This window comes from Lachnospira hominis (ex Liu et al. 2021), from assembly GCF_014287955.1.
Lineage (GTDB): Bacteria > Bacillota > Clostridia > Lachnospirales > Lachnospiraceae > Lachnospira > Lachnospira hominis.
This window is the reverse complement of record NZ_JACOPD010000002.1, coordinates 164,298-180,066: the sequence shown is the minus strand read 5'-3', so window position 1 is coordinate 180,066 and position 15,769 is coordinate 164,298. Positions and strand designations below refer to the sequence as shown.

14 protein-coding genes, 1 tRNA gene and 1 other annotated feature (1 of these 16 running past the window's edge) are annotated in these 15,769 nt (G+C 34.9%); of the genes, 8 read left to right on the top strand and 7 right to left on the bottom strand.

Annotated elements, in window-relative coordinates:
• Position 1 precedes the first annotated feature (1 nt).
• Positions 2-1,708 (top strand): diguanylate cyclase domain-containing protein, encoded by a 1,707-nt coding sequence (locus H8S01_RS03405; RefSeq protein ID WP_186836179.1) that lies wholly within the window; start codon positions 2-4, stop codon positions 1,706-1,708.
• 75 nt (positions 1,709-1,783) lie between these two features.
• Here H8S01_RS03405 and H8S01_RS03400 read toward each other — a convergent pair whose 3' ends face one another.
• The 6 genes from H8S01_RS03400 to H8S01_RS03375 all read right to left on the bottom strand — a co-directional run bounded on the left by H8S01_RS03400 (position 1,784) and on the right by H8S01_RS03375 (position 7,375).
• The gene (locus H8S01_RS03400) at positions 1,784-2,098 is read right to left on the bottom strand and encodes a DUF1540 domain-containing protein (RefSeq protein ID WP_021865943.1); all 315 of its coding nucleotides are present in this window, start codon (positions 2,096-2,098) and stop codon (positions 1,784-1,786) included.
• Positions 2,099-2,215: 117 nt separating this feature from the next.
• A complete protein-coding gene (lepB, locus tag H8S01_RS03395) occupies positions 2,216-2,956 on the bottom strand; it encodes a signal peptidase I (RefSeq protein WP_021865942.1) in 741 nt (246 codons plus the stop codon).
• An 88-nt stretch (positions 2,957-3,044) separates the two neighbouring features.
• A complete protein-coding gene (gene htpG / locus H8S01_RS03390; RefSeq protein ID WP_021865941.1) occupies positions 3,045-5,039 on the bottom strand; it encodes a molecular chaperone HtpG in 1,995 nt (664 codons plus the stop codon).
• Positions 5,040-5,251: 212 nt separating this feature from the next.
• Entirely contained in the window at positions 5,252-5,746 is a 495-nt protein-coding gene (locus H8S01_RS03385; protein WP_021865940.1) for a DUF5721 family protein, read from the bottom strand.
• 76 nt (positions 5,747-5,822) lie between these two features.
• The gene (locus tag H8S01_RS03380; RefSeq protein ID WP_021865939.1) at positions 5,823-6,611 is read right to left on the bottom strand and encodes an ABC transporter permease; all 789 of its coding nucleotides are present in this window, start codon (positions 6,609-6,611) and stop codon (positions 5,823-5,825) included.
• Complete coding sequence (locus H8S01_RS03375; protein ID WP_021865938.1) at positions 6,608-7,375, bottom strand: ABC transporter ATP-binding protein; 768 nt, start codon at positions 7,373-7,375, stop codon at positions 6,608-6,610. The genes H8S01_RS03380 and H8S01_RS03375 overlap by 4 nt, the downstream gene beginning before the upstream one ends.
• Before the next feature lie 146 nt (positions 7,376-7,521).
• On the opposite strand from H8S01_RS03375, the gene H8S01_RS03370 reads away from it, so the two are divergent.
• Positions 7,522-7,594 (top strand) — tRNA-Thr (locus H8S01_RS03370).
• 116 nt (positions 7,595-7,710) lie between these two features.
• On the opposite strand, the gene H8S01_RS03365 is transcribed toward H8S01_RS03370, so the two are convergent.
• Positions 7,711-8,697 (bottom strand): DHH family phosphoesterase, encoded by a 987-nt coding sequence (locus H8S01_RS03365; protein ID WP_186836177.1) that lies wholly within the window; start codon positions 8,695-8,697, stop codon positions 7,711-7,713.
• 248 nt (positions 8,698-8,945) lie between these two features.
• Between H8S01_RS03365 and H8S01_RS03360 the strand changes: the two genes are divergently transcribed.
• Genes H8S01_RS03360 through H8S01_RS03335 form a run of 6 tightly spaced genes read left to right on the top strand, consistent with a single transcriptional unit; the run spans position 8,946 to position 15,371 of the window.
• Positions 8,946-9,623 carry a ClpP family protease gene (locus H8S01_RS03360; protein WP_021865936.1) on the top strand — a complete coding sequence of 226 codons (678 nt, stop codon included), beginning with the start codon at positions 8,946-8,948 and terminating at the stop codon, positions 9,621-9,623.
• Positions 9,598-10,530 (top strand): radical SAM protein, encoded by a 933-nt coding sequence (locus H8S01_RS03355; protein WP_243204190.1) that lies wholly within the window; start codon positions 9,598-9,600, stop codon positions 10,528-10,530. The genes H8S01_RS03360 and H8S01_RS03355 overlap by 26 nt, the downstream gene beginning before the upstream one ends.
• Before the next feature lie 7 nt (positions 10,531-10,537).
• Positions 10,538-12,004, top strand: coding sequence for an MFS transporter (locus tag H8S01_RS03350; protein ID WP_186836176.1), 1,467 nt, complete (start codon positions 10,538-10,540; stop codon positions 12,002-12,004).
• A complete protein-coding gene (locus H8S01_RS03345) occupies positions 12,001-13,875 on the top strand; it encodes an alpha-amylase family glycosyl hydrolase (RefSeq protein ID WP_186836175.1) in 1,875 nt (624 codons plus the stop codon). The genes H8S01_RS03350 and H8S01_RS03345 overlap by 4 nt, the downstream gene beginning before the upstream one ends.
• Positions 13,862-14,740 (top strand): tetratricopeptide repeat protein, encoded by an 879-nt coding sequence (locus tag H8S01_RS03340; protein WP_021865427.1) that lies wholly within the window; start codon positions 13,862-13,864, stop codon positions 14,738-14,740. The genes H8S01_RS03345 and H8S01_RS03340 overlap by 14 nt, the downstream gene beginning before the upstream one ends.
• Positions 14,733-15,371, top strand: coding sequence for an HAD family hydrolase (locus tag H8S01_RS03335; protein ID WP_186836174.1), 639 nt, complete (start codon positions 14,733-14,735; stop codon positions 15,369-15,371). Before H8S01_RS03340 ends, H8S01_RS03335 begins: the two co-directional genes overlap by 8 nt.
• A gap of 80 nt (positions 15,372-15,451) precedes the next feature.
• Positions 15,452-15,769, top strand: a binding site (T-box leader); it runs 17 nt beyond the window's last position.

The window sequence follows — 15,769 nt, the reverse complement described above, 5'->3', positions numbered from 1 at the left end:
TATGAAAAGCTTTTTTGGAACTGACAGATTAAAAAGAAGTAGAATTCTAAAAGCAATATTATTTATTATAATAATGATAAGTGCAGTGAGCAGTATGTCATTATTATACAAGAGTGTTTATGCACAGGAAGAAAATCAGCACAAGTATGCTGCAAAAAAGAGAGTCCTTTTTATAAGCTCATATTCATATGCATGGGAAACAGTGCCTGAACAGATTGCCGGTATAAAAGAAGTACTTAATGAAGATGTAGTTATTGATTATAAGTTTATGGATTCAAAAAATCTGACATCATCAGAAAGTGTTGATGATTTTTACAGGCATATGGTTTATTATCTTGGCGAGGTTGAACCATATGATGCAATTATCGTCGGTGATGATGCAGCATTTAATTTTGCTGTAGATAATAAGGATACATTATTTAAAGATATTCCGATATTTTTTGAAGGTGTCAACAATGGTGATAAGGCAGTTGAAGTCTCAGCATCATCACAGATTACAGGTGTCGTTGAAAGTCTTTCATACAAAAATACAATTAAGGCTGTATCAAAGATTATTCCGGATGCCAGAAAGATTGTTGCAATTCTTGATGATACTGTTACCGGTAGGGGTGAGAGAATACAGTATTATAAATATAAAAATATTTATCCGCAATATGAGTTTGATGAAATTAATGCATCAAAACTAAGTCAGCATGATTTGATTGAAAAAATAAAAAGTCTTGATTCGGATACGATTCTTATATATATAATGTGCAGCAGTGATAAAGACGGAAATACATATATAGATTCACAGGGAATAAAGCTTGTATCAGAAAATGCACCTGTTCCTACATTCAGTATTGTGTCTATAGGTATGGGAAAAGGCGTTATCGGTGGTGAGATGGTATCTCAGAAGGAGATGGCAAAAATTGCGGCGTCAATGGTACAGCAGTATTTTAATGGTACAGATGTTTCAAGTATTGAAGTACAGACAGAACCGCCGAGAGTGATTATGTTTGATGAGAATGTTATGAAAAAATATGAAGTTTCATCAAAATTGCTTCCTAAAACTGCAATTATTATCAATCATGAACAGAATTTTTTTGAAAGAAATAGGGATATTATTATCTTTTCTGGAATTATAATAGCAATTCTAATTGTTATATCTGTATGCCTGTTTGCATCTAATATGCATAAAGAGAAGATAAATAAGAATTTAAGTATTTCAACGGAAAAATATGAAAAACTTGCAAATCATGATATGTTGACAGGTCTTCCGAACAGAATGGCATTTAAGGAAGATTTGATAAAGTATTTTGGCGATAATAAGCAATTTAGTGTATTTTTGTTTGATATTGATAAATTTAAGCATATTAATGATACCTACGGACATAATAGCGGAGATATGGTTCTAAGGGAAGTTGCCCGGAGAATACAAAAGATAAATGATAATCTGTTCCGTGTATACAGATTTGCAGGCGATGAATTTACTGTTATCGTTGACAGTCATGATTATAACGTTGTAGGGCAGTATGCACAGCGTATAATTGATTCTTTTAAAGAATCATATGAAGTTGACAATGCGATGATAAATATTCATTCAAGTCTTGGAATTGCAATTGTGCCCGAGAATGGAACAAATGAAGATTCTATTGTATCGGCTGCAGATGAGGCAATGTATTTTATTAAAAAACTTGGTGGAAATAATTATCACTTTTCTGATAAATAATGGGAAGTCCGCTTATGGCGGACTTCCTATTATTTATAGTGCACCTTGCGGTACACGTTTCTCCCATTATTTATACTACTTACACTTAAATGAAGCACAGACAGTTTCTGATGCATCCTGTGCACAGATGCCTGAGATATCGATATGGTCGGCACTACATTTTTTGTCTTCGTTATATACACAATTAGAAGCCTCACATGAGATGCTTAGATTGATTTTAGGAGATTCGCTTGCGTTTTTTGCTGTTTCACTGTCGGCTTCGTAGAAACTACCGCAGCATGTTTCATCACATTTACATGCACTGTTTCCATGAACTTCGATTGATGAAAGGCAGCAGCAATTGTCTTTGTTGTGTGAACATGCGTTTACATTACATCCTAAAGTGGTCATAAAATCCTCCTGTTCTGCGTAAATAATTATTTCCGCGAAAAAAAACATGTCCGGATATTCCGAACATGTTTAATATGTGCAAAAATGTGTAGTTTATTCAAATCAATTAAATGAAAATTAATTAAATAATTTGAAATTAATTTTATGTCTTGACTGGTTGTAATATCTGAATATTACTTTTGCAAGAATTTTCTTTTCTGAAACATAATTACTTGTTTTCCAATATCTTGAATCCAAAGAATCATTACGGTTATCACCCATTACGAAATAGTGACCTTCAGGAACAACAAACACCTGTTCTTCTTCATTATCGTTCATAGGTTCACGTAAATAAGGTTCATCCAGCTCATTACCATTGACATAAACTTTTCCATGAATAATCTGAACGACATCACCTGGTATTCCGATTACACGTTTGACAAAATTTTGTTTTTCATCATCAGGATATTTGAAAATTATTACATCGCCACGTTCAGGTTTGCTGAACAAATAAGATAATCTGAAACCGATAAGCCTGTCACCCTCCATGATGGTATTTTTCATTGAACCTGTAGGTACTTCGGCATTTACAATAATATATTGTGTAAAAATAAATGCTATTATAAATGCAACGGCAATTAGTTTGATTATGCTTAAAGCCTCTTCAACAAAAGGATTGAGCTTTGGTTTTTGTTTATTTAATGATGATTTTTTGTTTGTAGAATGATTTTGTCTATAAATATCGAAATCATCTAATTCCGGATCAAGAACATCATCATCTATATAATCATCATCATTTGTTTCTTCATATGTAATATAGTCATCATCATATAAATCGTCATTAGTATTGTTACTGTGTGTATTGTTATAATCTGACATAATAACCCTCATTTTAAAAAATTTAAAAGAAAGGCACTGAGGCAATATAATCCCAGTGCCTTTCTTTTATATAATACGTTAAAATTACTTATTTAGCAAGCAATTCCATAATTTTATTACTTCTTGCAATAAAATTAGTCATCTGTTCAGGTGTGAGTGGTGCATGACTGAGCATAGCAAGATCATAAAGCTGTTCACACATGAGAGTTGTATTTTCGCCATCTTTATGTTCAGCAATATATTTGACAAGTTCATTATTGGCATTGAGGACAAGTGTCTGGCTGTTGGCACCAAACATAGATGGATCCATGCCATACATATTATACATTTTCATCATATCCTGCATACGTCTGTCCTGTTCAGATAGAGTAATCATTGATGAAATAGATGCATTCTTTAACTTTTCAACTTTGACATTAAGATTATCTTTGCCAAGAGCTTTCTTGAAAGTTTCAGTGAGTGTTTCAGATATTTCTTTCAATTCATCTTCACTTGTTTCTTCCTTGAAGCTGTCTGATAAGTCAGCATCTATTCTTGCAAATTTAACACCTTCGTTTTTAGACTCAAGGTGAGTTATGAATGGCTGATCAATGTTATGTGTAAGGATTACAGCATCAATACCGGCTTCTTTAAACATGTTGATATACTGGCTCTGTTCTGTTTCATCAGTAACATAGAATACAGTATTTTCATGATGTTCTTTATTCTCTTCAAGACATTCCTTGAGTGTGAGATATTTGCCGTCAATGTTCTTAAAGATAATATAATCATTCATTTTTTCTGCAAATTTTTCATCTTTTAAGCAACCGAATTTGATAAATGGATTGATGTCATCCCAATATTTTTCATATGATTCTTTCTGTGTTTTGTACATTCCTGTGAGCTTGTCACCGACTTTTTTAGTAATATACTCAGAAATCTTCTTAACGAAACCATCATTTTGTAATGCACTTCTTGAAACATTAAGAGGAAGGTCAGGGCAGTCAATAACGCCTTTGAGAAGAAGCAGGAATTCAGGTATAACTTCTTTTATGTTATCAGCAACGAATACCTGATTATTATAAAGCTTTATTGTGCCTTCAATAGTTTCATACTCTGTGTTAATCTTTGGAAAATAAAGAATACCTTTTAAATTAAATGGATAATCCATGTTCAGATGAATCCAGAATAAAGGTTCTTTATAATCGTGGAATACATTGCGGTAAAATTCTTTGTAATCTTCATCGCTGCATTCGTTTGGATGTTTTGTCCAAAGTGGATGAATATCATTTAAAGGAACAGGACGTTTTACTATCTTAGCCATTTTTTTGGCAGGAGTTTTTTCGACTGTTTCCTTTGTTCCGTCTTCTTTTTCGACTTCTTCTGTCTCGGCTTCTTTTATAAATGTCTCAATAACAGTATCTTTTTCTGTAACTTCTTCCTCAGGAATTTCCTCTGTCTTTGGTTCTTCATCCTCGTTAGTTAAAAAGATAGGTATAGGCATGAATGAGCAGTATTTTTCAATAACTTCTCTTGCTTTATATTCATTTGCAAATTCATAACTGTCTTCATTAAGGTAAAGCGTGATTTCTGTGCCGACATTCTGCTTGTCAGAATCTTTCATGTCATATTCAGTACCGCCGTCACATTCCCAATGAACTGCTGTTGCATCTTTCTGGAAAGAGAGCGTGTCGATAGTTACTTTGTCAGCAACCATAAATGCAGAGTAGAAACCGAGACCAAAATGACCGATAATCTGGTCTTCGTTAGTCTTGTCCTTGTATTTTTCAAGGAAAGCTTCTGCACCTGAAAATGCTATCTGGTTAATATATTCATTTACTTCATCCTTAGTCATACCAATACCATTATCAATGATTTTGATAGTCTTGTTTTTAGGACTTACTTTAACGTCAAGTTTATATTCAATATCATCAGGGGCTTCATACTCACCAATTAAAGAAAGTTTTTTTAGCTTTGTGATTGCATCACAACCATTAGAAATTAATTCTCTGTAGAAAATATCATGGTCAGAATACATCCATTTTTTAATTATAGGGAAAATATTCTGGCTGTTAATTGATAAATTACCATGTTCGTTTGCCATATTAATCAATCCTCCATTAAATATATTTAAAAGCCTGATAAGCTTTTATGTGCCTGTTAATTCAAAATGAATTTAACATAAATCAATCTAGAATGTAATTTAATACAGGAAATGAACAAAGTCAAGAAGAAATTAGCACTCAAAACAAATGAGTGCTAACAGAAAGGGGCGTAATACGCATAAATACACGGCTGCAGGAGATTATTAAAATTCTATGAAATTTCTTCATAGTTAATGCCGGAGGTTTCAAGGAATACTTTTACATATGAGTCAAAAGCATGCTCAAGTGACTTATCCAGTGTAAATGTTCTGACAGAGGTTCCTGTTACAAGCGTAAGTCCTGAGTCAGAATAGCGTATATTTATAAAAAGTCCGTTGATATCTTCTGGATTAATGTCGGTCTGCCCGGCCAGCTGTGATGTGTCACCTTCTGATAAGAGAAATATTATCTTCAATGATGTAGGAACTTTATTACCTTTAATGAGACCAAAACACACCGGCTTTATCTTAGACCACTGCGAATATGACGGGCTGGCCAGTGAAGCCAGCTCATCATCAGAGAAAAAAGAACGGTTGATTGAACCATTGATATTATAGGTGTTGCCCGTTACTATGGCTGCTTCTGATAGGAGCATATTATCAAATGTGTCTTTTATAAGAAGATGAGACATGAAAGTCTTAGTATCTTTGATAGTTAGTGAAATCATATTAAGTACCCCATTAAAATTTATATAATATATACTAATACGAATAATATAAAAAGTCAATAAAAATTATGAAAGGCTAATATAATTTTTCAACACATTTCTGTATTAAATCAATAATTTTGAAAAGTATCATTGAAATAATGCACAGAATAATTATTGACATTGCAATAGGATCCATATTAAAAATCTGACTGTTGTAAATTATTACATATCCAAGTCCGGCTCTTGCAGCAAGGAATTCACCAATGATTACGCCGACAAGACAGAGACCGATATTGACTTTCATATTACTTACAATTGTGTTTAATGATGCCGGAAGGATAAGCTTTGTAAGAATCTGGAAACGGCTTCCACCGAAAGTTTTCATAAGCTTGATTTTATCAGGGTCTGTATCGGCAAAGCTTGTGTATATATTTAGTATTGTACCAAAAATTGCAACGGATATGGCTGTTACAATAATTGCTTTCGCGTTGTTACCAAGCCAGACAATGAGCATTGGTGCAAGTGCTGATTTAGGAAGACTGTTAAGAACTACAAGGTACGGTTCAAGTATGTCGGATAGTGGCTTGCAAAGCCATAAAAGCAGGGCGGTGCCAATACTGAATACAATTATGAGACCAAAGCTGAAAAAAGTTTCGCCGAGTGTAATAGCAGCATGCTTTAATATGCTTCCGTCAATCAGCATTTTATAAAAACATATGCAGATTCTTGATGGTGAACTGAATATAAAAGCTTCTATCAAGCCGAATCTTGCCGAAATTTCCCACAAAAAGAGGAAAATAACAAAAAGAAAAATCCTCGATAATGTGATAAATAATTTGTATTTTTTTATTTGTTTAAGGTAGGCCTGCTGTTGTGCACTCATTGTACCAGCTCCTTCCATATTGTGTTGAAATAATCAGAAAATCCGGGAGAACTTCTTGCTTTAAAAGGTGTGCGTCCGTCTGTCAGATTATCAAATGTTATATCTATAATTTTATTAATTCGTCCGGGTCTTGCACTTAAAATAATAACCTTGTCACCCATTGCAATTGCTTCGGAAATGTCATGAGTTACAAGGATTGCCGTTTTGTTCTGCTCTTTCAGAATTTTATATATGTCGTCGCTTACTTCAAGTCTGGTCTGATAATCAAGAGCAGAGAATGGTTCATCAAGAAGAAGTATATCAGGTTCAAGTGCGAGTGTTCTTATGAGGGCTACACGCTGTCTCATTCCACCTGAAAGCTGTGAAGGTTTTACATTTTTAAAATTGGCAAGACCATAAGTTTCAAGCATTTTATCAGCAAGTTCCTTTTTTTCCGGTGTGAGCATTTTTCTTGTTTCAAGACCAAGCAGGACATTTTTATAAACAGAACGCCACTCAAAAAGACTGTCTTTTTGAAGCATATATCCTATATGAAGAAGTGAACCGGATGAGCTACATCCATTTATATATATTTCACCGCTGTCGGGATGCAAAAGCCCTGAAATCAGGGAAAGAAGTGTAGATTTGCCGCATCCGGACGGACCGACAATACATGTGAAGCTTCCGGAGCTGACATCAAAACTTATGTCAGTCAGGGCGGGAGTTTCACCTTCCTGTGTATGATAAGAATAGCTTACATTTTTAATGGAAAGAATATTTTTCATAACAGGGCTCCAATCAGGTTATATCTTATATTATGCATTTGTGTTGGAAGTGTCCGGCATAAGCATGCATATGCCAGGAAAATGATAAAAGTTGTAAAAAATCTTTACTTTTTTTGTTTGATATGGTAACATAACTTTTGTTTCATGCTACCATGGCTCAGTCGGTAGAGCGTCTCACTCGTAATGAGAAGGTCGCCGGTTCGATTCCGGCTGGTAGCTTACATCAAAAATCCCCGCAAAACCTTGTAGATAGAGGCTTGCGGGGATTTTTACATGTAAAAAATGTTTGTCGGTTTTAGGTGAAAATCAAGTGTTTTTTGGTAGTCAGAAGGTGTTCAGCCATCGATCACATTGGCAAAACGCTGTTCAATTTCATTGGTCAGCTCGGAAATATATTTATCGTTGTGGACAGGGTCTGTAATACGTTTATCATAAGGAACGAAACCACCGGCCATATTTTCGTGTCCGCCGCCGCTTCCGATGCCCTCAAGTGCCTGATTGGCAACCTTTCCGGCGTTAATTGTTCCGACGCTTCGCACAGATATTTTTATTCCGTCATCTTTTACAGAGTAAACGACTGTGTTGTCAGTTGTGTCGAGCATCATAATAAAATCAGATATTGCAGCAATAAGCGGTTCTGGACTGTTATATCCGGTATTGGCATATGATGTTTTTCCATATGTTTTTATGCTGTTAATTGCTGAGGAATATGCAAGCAGGTCTGTCTTACGCAGAGTGTTGTTATCAAGTTCGGCAATCTTTTTGCGGTCGGCAAGATTGAATAATTTATAAAACATATCAAGGTCAAGATTGGACATACCACGGCTCAATCCGGCAGTATCAATACGTATTCCGTATAAAAGTGCTGTTGCAATATTGTCGGGTATCTGCAGACCTTCATCAAAAATATATTGTGCTATCATTGAAGCACATGCACCAACTTCAGGTCTTATATCAGAAAAAGTATATTGTGATTTGCCAAATATAGGATGATGGTCAATGCAGACCACCTCATTTCCGGGCATGTCGATTATATTGGCATTGCCTTTCTGCGAATCAACAAGAATTATTTCTGCATCCTGTGACATATCAGTCATATCAGAATATTCAATGATTTTAATACCAAGCTTTTTAACCATTGCATTTGAACTTCCGTGTTCAACTTTTCCTTTGTAAATAATAGTAGATTCAAGACCTCTGCTGTGCAGAAGATACTGAAGACCGTAAGCACTTGCTATTGCATCGGGGTCAGGAAAATTGTGTGTTTGTATAAAAACATGCTTGTGTGTGAAACTGTCTATCATTTTTGTTAAATCAATCATCAGTGTTCTCCAATTCTGCGTTTAATTATATGCAAATTAAACTTTTGCCGCTTGTGTAAAAATTACATTTGAATAGAACTGTTTCAACAGTCCATAATTAAAAGTTATATTTTATTTTAATATAAGCGGTCATTCATTGCAATATGTCTTAATGTGAATAGTATATCCATACGTGAATAAAAATAAATTTTAAAAGCACAATATTATGGAGTGATAATATTTTTAATTTATAAAAACGGGGGCAGTATATGGAAGAAAAGGAAAAAGATAAGAAAATTCAGGACTTTGGACAGGTAGTGCTTGAGAATAATAAAAAACATGGTAAAATACATTTAATGACGATTATCGGTGAAATAGAAGGACACGATGTTCTTCCGGCATCAAGTAAATCAACAAAGTATGAGCATATTCTGCCACAGCTTGCATCAATTGAAGATAATGAAGAGATAGATGGTGTATTATTTCTTATGAATACAGTTGGTGGTGATGTAAGTGCAGGGCTGGCTCTTGCAGAGATGATTGCTTCAATGTCAAAGCCGACAGTTTCGCTTGTGCTTGGTGATTCACACAGCATAGGAGTACCGCTTGCAGTGAGTACAGATTATAGTTTTATTGCACCGACGGCAACTATGATTATTCATCCTGTAAGAATGAATGGAACGATTATAGGTGCACCACAGACATTTGATTATTTTAAAATGATACAGGACAGAATTGTCAGGTTTATATCATCACATTCAAAGGTTTCGGAAGATGAACTGGAGAAAATGATGATGAACACCGGAATTCTGACAAAAGACTTAGGAACAATTCTTGTCGGACAGGAAGCTGTAGATAAAGGACTTGTAAATGGCGTCGGAGGAATAAAGGAAGCATTTGCGAAGATGCAGGAACTTATGAATGAAAAAGGAAAAGAACATGACTGAAAATATTGCGGATAAGGAAATGTCCGAATGTAAATTATGTCCAAGAAATTGTAAAAAAAACAGAAAAAATAAAGAAAAAGGCTACTGCCTTATGACGGATGAACTCTGTGTTGCAAGAGCGGCCCTGCATATGTGGGAAGAGCCATGTATTTCAGGAGAGGAAGGCTCAGGAGCTGTGTTTTTTTCAGGATGTACTTTAAGATGTGTATTTTGTCAGAACAGAAATATAGCCGCGGCACAAACAGGGAAGATTATCAGCATTGACAGGCTTGCTGATATTTTTCTGGAATTGCAGGAAAAAGGTGCCAATAATATTAATCTTGTAACGCCGACACATTTTGTGGTGCAGATTGCACAGGCTATAAAAAAAGCAAGAAGGAACGGACTGATAATTCCAATTGTATACAATACAGGCAGTTATGAAAACATAGAAACTTTAAAGCTTCTTGATGGTCTTATTGACATATATCTTCCGGATATGAAATATATGGATGGTTTACTGTCGCTTAAATATTCCAATGCAAAAGATTATTTTGATGTTGCATCCAAAGCTCTTGATGAGATGTTTAAACAGGTTGGAAAACCAGTTTTTGATAAACGTGGAATTATGAAAAGAGGAATGATAGTAAGACATCTTATACTGCCGGGGATGACATATGATTCAAAAAATGTTATAAAGTATTTATATGAAACTTTTAAAGATGATATTTATATAAGTATTATGAACCAGTACACACCGCTGAAACAGGTTGAAAAGTACCCTGAGATAAACCGGAAAGTGACAGATAAAGAATATGATGAAGTTGTTGATTATGCCATTGAACTCGGAGTTGTAAACGGTTTTATCCAGGAGGGAGAGACTGCATCGGAAAGCTTTATCCCTGAATTTGACTGTGAGGGAGTTTGACTATATAATGAAAAAAGAAGTACATGGGCAGGATAATAAAATAAAACAAAATAGGGCACATATCTGGCAGATAGCCTTTTTTTCGCTTAATAATACATCGACTAATTTATTTCTGGCAATGATGGGATATGTATCATATTATGCCAATGGCATTGCGGGAATAGGTGTAGTTGTAATATCATTTATTCTTACCGGAATGAGGGTGTTTGACGGAATTACAGACCCTGTTATAGGATATATTCTTGATAAGACAAATGGTAGATTTGGAAAATTCAGGCCATTTATAGTTCTTGGATATATTCTTATGGCAGCAAGTTCACTGTTGCTTTTTTTTACAACACACCTTGTGCCTCGTATTATACGTGCACCGTATTTTATAATAATTTATGCTGTGTATATAATAGGATATACTTTTCAGACAACAGTTGTAAAATCAGGTCAGTCAGTTATAACGAACGATGTAAACCAGAGACCGCTTATAACATTTTTTGATTCAACATTTATAATGTTCGCACATGGTCTTACAGCATTTTATGTTTCGGTATATCTTATACATAAATATAAAAATTTTAATTCCAGTGAGCTTTTTGCTGAATTTGTAATAACTGTTGTTATTTTATCGGCAATATGTACGGTTCTGGCTGTAATAGGAATATGGCAGAAAGATAGAAAAGAATTTTTTAATCTTGAAAATAATAATTCGGGTGATAAGCCCCAGAATATTAAATTCCGCGATTATGTTTCGATTTTAAAGCATAATAAACCTATAAGAATGCTTATAATTGCGGCTGCGTCAGATAAGTTCGCTGCTATGGTTTACGGCAATTCTACAGTTATTGTCATGCTATACGGCATACTTATGAAAAATTATCCTCTTGCTGGAATTATTGGCATAATAGTTGGAATACCTAATCTTGGAATTATTTATATAGGAATTAAATATGCACAGAAATATGGACAGAAAAAAGCAATGACAGGAGCGACATGGTTTGCAATTATATTCCAGTCTGTATTGATGATTATGATGATTTTTTGCGACCTTACAAAAGTATCAGTTACGAATATTAATCTTATAACGATAGTATTTTTGACAGTATTTGCACTGCTCAATGGTGTAAAATCAATAACAAACAATATGGTTGTGCCTATGATAGCTGACTGTACTGATTATGAATATACAATAAGCGGACATTTTGTTCCGGGAATCATGGGAGCTTTATTTTCATTTATTGACAAATCATTTTCGGCACTGGGAACATTTTTTGTGGGAATATTACTTTCACTTATAGGTTATTCAAAAGTGTTTCCTCAGGTTGGCGACGAACTTACGCAGCCATTAAAATGGATGACAATTTTCTTTTATTGTATAATACCTATTATTGGCTGGCTTATAACTTTATTTGCAATGAGATATTATAAGCTCGACAAAGCTGCGATGAAAAATTTATACAGTCTGAAGGGTGGAAAAGAATGATAAATATAAAAAAAGGCAATCCGGCACAGCGTGGAGCACAAAAAACCGGAAGTATGTCATATAATTTTGCATTTGCAGGTGTTTCTGATAATATAACACTGCTGATATTTGACGGAAGAAAAAATCTGAAATGCAGAGTAGAGTTAGATGAAACATACAAGACAGGCGATGTGTTTTCATGTAATATTTCCGGTGAAAATCTTGATAAAGCAATGTACTGTTATGAGTCAGATGGAAAAATGATACCGGATTTGTATGCAAAGACAGTTACATGCTGCAGTGAATTTAATAAAATACAGGATAATGCCAGATATCTGAGCAGAATTGTGCTTGATGAATTTGACTGGGAAGGTGATATGCCTCTTCAGACTCCATATGAAGACAGTATTTTTTACAAAATTCATGTCCGTGGATATACTAAAAGCAGAACATCAATGGTAAAACATAAAGGGACTTTTGACGGTATTATCCAGAAAGCAGATTATCTTAAAGAACTTGGAATTACGGCGGTTGAACTTATGCCGGCTTATGAATATGATGAAGCCGGACGCTTTCCGGATTATGATGAAAATGAAAAACCATCAGGAATGTATAAAATGGCAGAGCAGGGACGTCCGCTTAATTACTGGGGATATTGCAATGCACTCCATTTTGCACCGAAAGCTTCTTTTACTTCGTGTGCATCATACAAAAATGATTACACATATGAGTTTAAAAATATGGTAAAGCAGCTTCATAAAAAAGGAATAGAAGTTATTATGGAGATGTATTTTAGCGATGAGACACCTGAACTTATCACAGATTGTATACGTTATTGGGTGATGGAATATCATATTGACGGAGTGCATCTGTATGGTCCGCCATGTGCATTAAATGTCTGTGCCACAGACCCTGTTCTTTCATATACCAAAATAATTACAGTGTTCTGGGATGGCAAGAGAGGACATGTGCGTCATATGGCAGATTATAATGACGGGTATCTTGGAATTATAAGACGTTTTCTGAAAGGTGACGATAACCAGCTTGAAGATTTTATAAATACACAGAGAAATAATCCACAGAATGCGGCGGTAATTAATTATATTACTAATCATAATGGATTTACATTAAACGACTGTGTGAGTTATGACAGGAAACATAATGAAGCAAATCATGAAAATAACCGTGATGGCGAAAGCTTCAATTACAGCTGGAACTGCGGATTTGAGGGCCGCACGAAAAAGAAAAAAGTTCTGGCTCTCAGGGAAAAGCAGATGAAAAATGCACTTATGATGCTTATGTTTTCAGCGGGAACACCACTTATTTTCGGTGGTGATGAATTCCTTAACAGCCAGCTTGGAAATAATAATCCATATTGCCTTGATAATGAAATTTCATGGGTAAACTGGAATGATAATGAAGTATCAAAAAGAATGACGGAATTTGTAAAGAAACTTATTTCATTCAGGAAAAAATATAATATCCTTCATATGAAAGACAAGCTGCTTGCCTCTGATTCACTTTCATGCGGTTACCCTGATATTTCTTATCATGGAAGCGGTGCATGGTATCAGGTTACAGAAAATTATAACAGGCATATTGGAATAATGTATTGTACAAAATATTCCGATTGTAAGACAAATGCAGGAAAAGATGATGAATTTGAGCTTATATATATTGCATACAACATGCATTGGGAAGCACATGAACTTGCACTTCCAAAAATTTCTGAATCATCATCATGGAATGTGAAAATATGTTCGGCGGATGATGAAAGTGTAAGCGTTACAGACAACAGAACACTTCATATCGCACCGAGGACATCAGCTGTATTAACAGCAACTATAAAAAATATTAAAAATATAAAAAGGGGTCATCGTGAATATAAATAATCCGGAAGAATTAAAAAAATATTTTGAGGAATTTAAAGAACTTGTAAAAAATGAAGAAGCAGATAAAGCAATGCATATGCTTGAAGAACTTCTTAAATCAATAGAAGAACAGGTGAAAGTAAGACGAGCAGGTTCTATAGATGCAAGAGGAAATATAAGCATCAGCGAACCACAGGATAATTGTGAACATATATATATGAGCCTTAATCATGTTATGGAATATTATATATATGCATTTTATTTCAAACCTGATTGCGATGTGGTACTAAGTGAACTTCCATATGGTGAATATTACAGGTCCTATGGCGATTTGTGTGTGAAAAGCGGGCGTTATAAAGCAGGTATTGAAGCATACAGCAACGCAATATGCTGGAATCCCGTAGATTTGGATGCAATTCTTGGACTTGCGGAATGTTACAAGTATCTTAATATGTTAAAAAGATATATGATAGCAACAAAAGAGGCGTACAGGCTTTGCTGCACAAGAGCAACAATGGCCAGATATTACAGAAATATGGGATTTTATTATCTTTCTGCATACAAGCCGGAAGTGGCAAGAGCCTGTTATATATATAGCAATATTTATTACAAAACAGATAATGCAGATGCAGAACTTTCTTATATTGAGCAGGCTTTAAATCAGGAGACGCCTAAGCTTTCCGTTAAAGAAATGCAGAAAATGTTTGATGATGAAGGAATTGAGCCGGGACCATCATCAGATACTATAGGTGTAATATATCGTGTCGGACAGATAATGATGGAAAGTCAGGATTATCGACTTGCAAAAGATTGTTTTTCGATAGTTTATGATATAACACAGGAAGAACAGCTTGAAAAGCTTCTGGAGGAACTTGAAAATGTTTGATTCAATAATATTTGACCTTGACGGAACATTGTGGGATTCAACAGTGCCAATCTGTGAGTCGTGGAATGTTGTATTAAAAAGACACGCTGAAATAAAAAGACCACCGGTTACAATAAATGAACTCGGTGAATGTATGGGACTTCCAATGTATGATATTGCGGCTAAACTATTTCCTTTGGAATCAAAAGAAGTACAGACTGCGATTATGGACGAATTGTGTGCGTATGAAAATGAATATCTTTCAGAACATGGTGCAAGGCTTTTTGACGGACTTGAAAATGTATTATCATTATTATCAAAAAGATACAGGCTGTTTATAGTGAGCAACTGTCAGGACGGCTATATAGAAGCTTTTTTAAAGGCTCACAGGCTTGCAAAGTATTTTGATGATACTGAGTGCTGGGGAAGGACGAGAACATGCAAGGGCGAGAGTAATAAGATTCTTATAAAAAGAAATAATCTTTGTAACCCTGTGTATGCCGGAGATACATCAGGTGATGCCGAATCGGCGGATTATGCGGGGATTCCGTTTATTTATGCAGCTTATGGTTTTGGAAATGTAAGCAGTGATAAATATATTGCAAAAATAGATGATATAAAAAATCTTCCGGAACTCATGGAAGAATTGTAAAAAAACTCATGGAAGAATAGTAAAAAACATTGACATGAAAATTTTTTAGTGTTACAATCAATCACAAGTTAAGTAAATAGAAAAAGTCGTTGAACAAAATAGTACATTTGGCACGTACATCACAGAGAGTCAGAGCAGGTGTGAACTGATATGGAAGGCTTTATGGAATGGGTTTGGGAGATGCGTAGGTGAATATATAAGTAGCTTACGACGTGGCCTCACGTTACAGGGGAAAGATATTATATACCGGCAGGTATTAAGTATCGGAATGAGACAAGATTTGTTTTTGTAAACGGTGGCATATCCAGTTTGGATATGTCTTTTTTTTTATACAGATATCAGAGCGGATGTCAATGTATAGACTACATTTTCAATCTTGTGAATAAGGGTGGCACCAC

Bases quoted from the DNA above. Each gene is read 5' to 3' on its own strand.
- lepB (WP_021865942.1), bottom strand. From the start codon at position 2,956: ATGTCAGATTATAACAATACACACAGTAACAATACTAATGACGATTTA.
- H8S01_RS03360 (WP_021865936.1), top strand. From the start codon at position 8,946: ATGGAAGAAAAGGAAAAAGATAAGAAAATTCAGGACTTTGGACAGGTA.
- H8S01_RS03375 (WP_021865938.1), bottom strand. From the start codon at position 7,375: ATGAAAAATATTCTTTCCATTAAAAATGTAAGCTATTCTTATCATACA.
- H8S01_RS03345 (WP_186836175.1), top strand. From the start codon at position 12,001: ATGATAAATATAAAAAAAGGCAATCCGGCACAGCGTGGAGCACAAAAA.
- H8S01_RS03400 (WP_021865943.1), bottom strand. From the start codon at position 2,098: ATGACCACTTTAGGATGTAATGTAAACGCATGTTCACACAACAAAGAC.
- H8S01_RS03405 (WP_186836179.1), top strand. From the start codon at position 2: ATGAAAAGCTTTTTTGGAACTGACAGATTAAAAAGAAGTAGAATTCTA.
- H8S01_RS03380 (WP_021865939.1), bottom strand. From the start codon at position 6,611: ATGAGTGCACAACAGCAGGCCTACCTTAAACAAATAAAAAAATACAAA.
- H8S01_RS03350 (WP_186836176.1), top strand. From the start codon at position 10,538: ATGAAAAAAGAAGTACATGGGCAGGATAATAAAATAAAACAAAATAGG.
- H8S01_RS03365 (WP_186836177.1), bottom strand. From the start codon at position 8,697: ATGATTGATTTAACAAAAATGATAGACAGTTTCACACACAAGCATGTT.
- H8S01_RS03355 (WP_243204190.1), top strand. From the start codon at position 9,598: ATGAAAAAGGAAAAGAACATGACTGAAAATATTGCGGATAAGGAAATG.
- htpG (WP_021865941.1), bottom strand. From the start codon at position 5,039: ATGGCAAACGAACATGGTAATTTATCAATTAACAGCCAGAATATTTTC.
- H8S01_RS03385 (WP_021865940.1), bottom strand. From the start codon at position 5,746: ATGATTTCACTAACTATCAAAGATACTAAGACTTTCATGTCTCATCTT.
- H8S01_RS03335 (WP_186836174.1), top strand. From the start codon at position 14,733: ATGTTTGATTCAATAATATTTGACCTTGACGGAACATTGTGGGATTCA.